Consider the following 5604-nt stretch of genomic DNA (forward strand, 5'->3'; position numbering starts at 1 on the left):
GTACAAACCTTATGTTTGACTTGTCTATTCCCATACCGAAGGCGTTGGTAGCAAATACAATCCTAGCATCGTCATACATGAATTTTTCCTGGTTGGCGGTTCTTTCATTGGGGGACATACCGCCATGGTATCTTGATACTGGATATCCCTTTTTCGAGAACTTGTTGTAAAGTTCATCAACCCTTTTTCTGGTAGCACAGTATATTATGCCTGATGAATTTTTGTGGTTGTGAAGATAGTTTTCTATAAAAAGGTCTCTGTCCAAGCCTCTTAACACCCTCAACTCTAGATTTTCCCTGTCAAAGCCGGAAATGAATACTTCAGGATTTCTTAGTCCAAGAAGATCCACAATATCATTTTTTACTTCCTCATTTGCAGTAGCAGTATAGGCTGTAACTACAGGTCTTTTTTCGAAGGAGTCTATGAATGTCCTTATATTCCTGTATCCAGGTCTAAAGTCGTGTCCCCACTGTGAAACACAGTGAGCTTCGTCGACTGCTATCATATTTATTGTCTGATTAAGCATTATGGATTTGAATCCTTCAAGCTCAAGTCTTTCTGGTGATACATAAAGAAGCTTGCATCGATTTTCTTCAACCGCTTTCAGAACTTCGGCATATTCAGACTGGCTTTGTGAGCTGTTTATATATTCTGCAGGAAGGCCTATTCTTTTCAGTTCGTCCACCTGGTCTTTCATAAGTGATATGAGAGGAGAAATAACTATGCTTAGCCCATTAAACATAAGGCTGGGAATCTGGTAGCACATGGATTTTCCGCCTCCAGTAGGCATGATTGTAAAGACATCATTGCCTTCCAGTGTATTTTCGATTATTTCTTTCTGTTTGCTTCTGAACTCATCGTATCCGTATAGTGTTTTCAGTATTTCATATATTTTATCCATAAATGGCTCCTGTAAATATTAATATGCAACTCCATAATTATAACACAAAAAAATAAAATTCAATCAAATAAAATATGCTCTCATAAAGTTGTTATTAATACTTTATAAGAGCATAAAAGGATGTTGAATTTTGTTTAATCTGTTTTGTTTTCGTCGTTGTCTTTTTTTTCATGAGAACGCTTCGCTTTTTCAGCCCATTTTTTAATATCAGGCAGTAATTCCCGTAGTTCCATAGGAAGAGGGAAGAGTATGGTTGTGGACTTTGAATCGGCTGCTTCCGACAATGACCTGAGCATTCTGAGAGTCATTGCACCATTTTGAGTTGAAAGTATTTCAGTAGCCTGGGCAAGTTTAAAGGCAGCTTCTTTTTCACCGTCTGCCTGAATGATTACAGCTCTTCTGTTACGCTCGGCTTCGGCCTCTTTGGCTATGGCTCTTTGCATTTCCTGAGGCAGTGTAACATCTTTTATTTCAACTGCCGTTACCTTGACGCCCCAAGGGTCTGTTGCTTCATCAACGATTTTTTGTATTACATTGTTGAGCTTTTCTCTTTCTGACAATAATTCATCAAGATATGCCTGACCTACAACGCTTCTCAGTGTTGTCTGTGCATATTCTATTGTAGCTTCATGGTATTTTTCAACGTTTACAATTACCTTGTCCGGAGCTACAGCCCTGTAGTAGAGCACAGCATTGATCTTGCAGGTAACATTGTCCTTCGTTATCACTTCCTGAGTAGGGACATCGAATACTATAGTTCTAAGGGGAACCCTTACAATTCTGTCGATTATTGGAATGATGATTATAAGGCCTGGACCTTTTACGCCAACCAATCTACCCAGTCTGAAAAGAACTGCTCTTTCATATTCGAGAATTATTTTTATTGCAAGGCGGAGTATAAGAACAAGAAAGATCAAAACTCCGACAATGGTCATAAATCTTTCATCTAGAAAAAACACTTTTATACCTCCTTGGACTTAATGTCCGTATCATTATTTGTTTTTTTGACTATTACATTTATTCCTTCACGTTTTATCACTACTATTCTTTCACCTGTTTCTATGGTGTCGCCTAAACTGCTGGTTCCGCTCCATATTTCTCCTTGAACTTTTACCAGACCTTTTGGATCAAGGGTGTCGACTACAGTTCCTGTTTTTCCGTCAAATTCGAAATTGCCGTGGACTACCTTGCTTTTTCTAAGTCTTATTATTCCTGTTAGAATTATCACCATTAGTATTCCGCTGCCTATTCCAATGCCTATTGCCATTAGTCTGAAGCTTCTGAACCATCCAGCAGGCATAAGTGGTTCTACAGGCAGGAATAGTATTCCAAGTACTATACTAACAATACCTCCGAAGGCAAGTATTCCAAATGTTGGGGTAAAGGCTTCGGCTACCAGGAGGGCAATTCCAAGCAGCAGCATTGCTGCGGCGAAGATATTCACCTCGAAAAGTCCAAGTCCGTAGAGTCCAAGCATTAATGCTATAGCTCCCAAAACTTCCGGTACAAAGGTTCCCGGTGCATTAAAACCTATGATGATGCCGTATATTCCCACTATGACAAGTATGAATGTAATCTGTGGATTGCTGACTATGTCGGTGATTCTGTCAACTATTGTCATTTCCAGTGGCTCTAAGTTTGCATTTTTTGTATTTAAGATAATATTTTCATTGTTTATTTTGACAGTAGTTCCATGAATTGTTTCAAGAAGTTCTTCAAGGGTGCTGGGAATATAGTCTATGACATTTTTTTCCAGGGCTTCGTAGGCATCGAGAGTAAGGTTTTCAGTGACAAATTTATCTGCGACATCAGTTGAACGTCCTCTTTCTCGAGCTATGCTCCTCATGTGACCTGCTAGAAATTTGATAGTTTTGTCATCTGCAGTTTGGGTGGTGCCTTCAGTGGGGGAGATGATTACCGGCATGGCTGCTCCGCATGTTGTTCCTGGAGACATTGCTGCAATATTCCCGCTTAGTAGAATGAAGCTACCGGCGGATGCAGCTATTGCTCCCTGGGGATACACATAGGTGATTACTGGAGTATTGGAATTTAGTATGAGCCGCATGATATCAATGGTTGCGGAAACAAGGCCTCCGGGAGTGTCTATAAGAAGAACTATTGCATCGGCATTCATTTCTTCGGCCGTTTCAAGGCTTCTTCTAATATATTCCGTAGTACCTGCAGTTATGGTATTGTTTATTTCGATTGTCAATACAAGGGGGGAGTCGTTTTGGGCTGAAACAAATACTGAGGATAGAATTACGGTCAGGAGAATCAATGGTAAAATCAGTATTGTGTTTCGTCTGATATTTTTAAACATTGCGATCATCCTTTATTTGATTGGATATCAAAAAAGCAGTTGTTGCTTAATTCAATTATATCACAATTTGTATAAAGTTATAAGAGAGGCAAAAAACCCTATGGATACGATATGAAATCTAGCCATAGGGTAAATGTGTTTATAAAGTCGAATATATGTTTATATTATTTTCTTTTGTCATATTTATCTTTCTGTTTTGTACCAGATAGTCAAGGTGTGCTGCCGCTTCTCCTACGGCAAACCATTTCTGGTGTGGAGGGAAGTCATTCCAACTTTTCAGCCTTACAGACCAGGTCATTTTAGAAGCAACCTCATAGGCTGTAAGTCTTTTGCCATCTTTTATTATTGAATATGCTTCATCAAGTCTTTCCATATGGTGGTCAATGAGTTCTCTTATCCTTTTTTTATCATCGCCCATTGCATTCCTGTGGGAGGATAAGGTATAGGATACATCAAGGGTTTTTAATTTTTCAAGACTTTCCAGATAACTGCCTAAGGAGTCGGTTACTCCTGGAAGAGGACTAATATTAGGAGTTATGTCGAAAATTATATGGTCGCCACTGAAAAGTATTTTTTCTTCTTCAACATAAAGGCACATGTGTCCTGGAGTATGTCCTGGAGTTAAAATTGTTTCAAGATTGATTCCACCAAGATTAAATACATAGCCGTTTTCTACCTCTACATACACCGTATCAGAAGGAGGGGAATATTTTATAATGGGATTGGTTTCTTTATTCATAATGAACTCATCTTCTGAGAAGCCTTGATTCATGAATTTTTCCTTGGTATCATCCCAGTAGTCACCTTTGCTGAAATATTCCAGATACATTTTATCGATTGAGCTTATATATATTTTGCTGGATTCTGAAGCAATTCGCTTGCTTAAACCTGAATGATCCGAATGTAGGTGTGTAAGGAATATATCGGTGTTTTCCATGTCTGCTCCGATTTCATCTAATCCTTGAACCAGCGCCTCGTAACATATGTCGCTGTTGAATCCAGTATCAATAAGGAGATTTCTTTTTTTACCTTTTATAAAATAGCTGTTTAGATTTTTTAATGGATTGTTTGGAAGGGGAACTTCTATTAAGTAGATATTACTAAAGATTTCTCGTGTCATATTTTCTCTCTTTCTATAATTGATTTTAAGATATTATACAAAAAATACAAGTAAGGTACAAGTATGTTTAAAATCATAGTGTGTTTTATTAAAAAACATAAGGGGATTCAACAGCTTTGAATATCAATAAAATGTGGTTCAATATTGTTGAAAAATTAACATTCATTTGATAAAATAAGGTATAATAAAGGTACACATTATTGCACAACGATGAATCAAAATCAGTACAATAATGATAGATAAGATTATCCAGGAGACTGACATGAATGATAAAAACAGAATTGAAAAAATAAATGAAGAACTTAGTGAAACAATGGAGTCCTTGCAGAATATAAGGATAATCCAGAAAAAGATTGCTAGTGTGAGCGAATCCTTGGGATACCTTAAGAATCAAAGGGAAGAGCTCTACTTGAAGCTTGAAAAGGAAGAAAAGGATGTGGAAAAGCTCAACAATTTCACCTTTGAAAATCTTTTCTGTACTTTGACCAGCAGTAAGACCGACAAGCTTCAAAAGGAAGAGGAAGAAGTACTTGAGGTTAAGTCCAGAATAGACAGGTTGAATTTTGAAATCGAAGCAGAGGAAAGACAGTTGAAAAGTCTTAAGGCAGACAAAAATACTAAAGTCAGGCTGAGGGAAAGATATGTCGAACTGATTAATGAAAAGAGAGAAATAATCAAGAATATCTATCCGGGAATATGGCAGGAACTTGAAAAAAGAAATGAAGATATAGATTGTCTCAAGCTAAAGCTGAAGGAGATTAAGGAAGCGGTATATGCTGGAGAGAGAGCATATACCCAGGTAGGAAAAATCCAGAAGACACTTCAGTCAGCAGCAAACTGGGGTACCCTTGATATGGTAGGCGGTGGCATTTTATCTACTGTAGTCAAAAGAAACAAGATGAGGGAAGCTCAAGACCAGATCCATGATTTCCAGCATACTCTAAGGAAGTTCAGCAGGGAGCTGAAGGATGTGGATATGGATATAATTATAGACCTTGCAATTGATGATTTCCTGGGTTTTGCAGACTGGTTCTTTGACGGCCTGCTTGTTGACTGGATGGTACAGTCAAAAATCAATAAAGCAAGGGATCAGATTGACAGTCTCGATGGGAAAATAGACAATCTTGTCAACAGGCTCAGAAAGGAACTGAAAAAGGCGGATGGTGAAATAAAGGAACTTGAAGATATAAACAGAAATGAAATTCTAGACGTTGAAAGAAAAATATAAGTATTCATACCCTGAGCAAAGGAGATGATGTTTTT

Annotated in this window: 5 protein-coding genes; 1 reads left to right on the forward strand and 4 read right to left on the reverse strand. The window is 37.9% G+C overall.

Annotation, left to right across the window (positions count from 1 at the left end):
* From AC3AX0_RS06025 to AC3AX0_RS06040, 4 genes are all read right to left on the reverse strand, one after another.
* The coding region (locus AC3AX0_RS06025; RefSeq protein ID WP_487549403.1) for a RecQ family ATP-dependent DNA helicase at window positions 1-901 on the reverse strand (901 nt) is incomplete at its 3' end.
* A gap of 134 nt (window positions 902-1035) precedes the next feature.
* Window positions 1036-1836: a slipin family protein gene (locus tag AC3AX0_RS06030; protein ID WP_487549407.1), complete on the reverse strand. Its 801-nt coding sequence runs from the start codon at window positions 1834-1836 to the stop codon at window positions 1036-1038.
* Window positions 1837-1862: 26 nt separating this feature from the next.
* Window positions 1863-3221, reverse strand: coding sequence for an NfeD family protein (locus AC3AX0_RS06035; RefSeq protein ID WP_487549404.1), 1359 nt, complete (start codon window positions 3219-3221; stop codon window positions 1863-1865).
* 139 nt (window positions 3222-3360) lie between these two features.
* The gene (locus AC3AX0_RS06040; RefSeq protein ID WP_487549405.1) at window positions 3361-4341 is read right to left on the reverse strand and encodes an MBL fold metallo-hydrolase; all 981 of its coding nucleotides are present in this window, start codon (window positions 4339-4341) and stop codon (window positions 3361-3363) included.
* A gap of 262 nt (window positions 4342-4603) precedes the next feature.
* Here AC3AX0_RS06040 and AC3AX0_RS06045 point away from each other — a divergent pair, with 262 nt between their 5' ends.
* Window positions 4604-5569 carry a hypothetical protein gene (locus tag AC3AX0_RS06045; RefSeq protein ID WP_487549406.1) on the forward strand — a complete coding sequence of 322 codons (966 nt, stop codon included), beginning with the start codon at window positions 4604-4606 and terminating at the stop codon, window positions 5567-5569.
* Window positions 5570-5604 lie beyond the last annotated feature (35 nt).

This window comes from Dethiosulfatibacter sp., from assembly GCF_983023055.1.

Coding starts and splice junctions, on each gene's coding strand:
- AC3AX0_RS06045 (WP_487549406.1), top strand. CDS start 4,604: ATGAATGATAAAAACAGAATTGAAAAAATAAATGAAGAACTTAGTGAA.
- AC3AX0_RS06040 (WP_487549405.1), bottom strand. CDS start 4,341: ATGACACGAGAAATCTTTAGTAATATCTACTTAATAGAAGTTCCCCTT.
- AC3AX0_RS06035 (WP_487549404.1), bottom strand. CDS start 3,221: ATGTTTAAAAATATCAGACGAAACACAATACTGATTTTACCATTGATT.
- AC3AX0_RS06030 (WP_487549407.1), bottom strand. CDS start 1,836: ATGACCATTGTCGGAGTTTTGATCTTTCTTGTTCTTATACTCCGCCTT.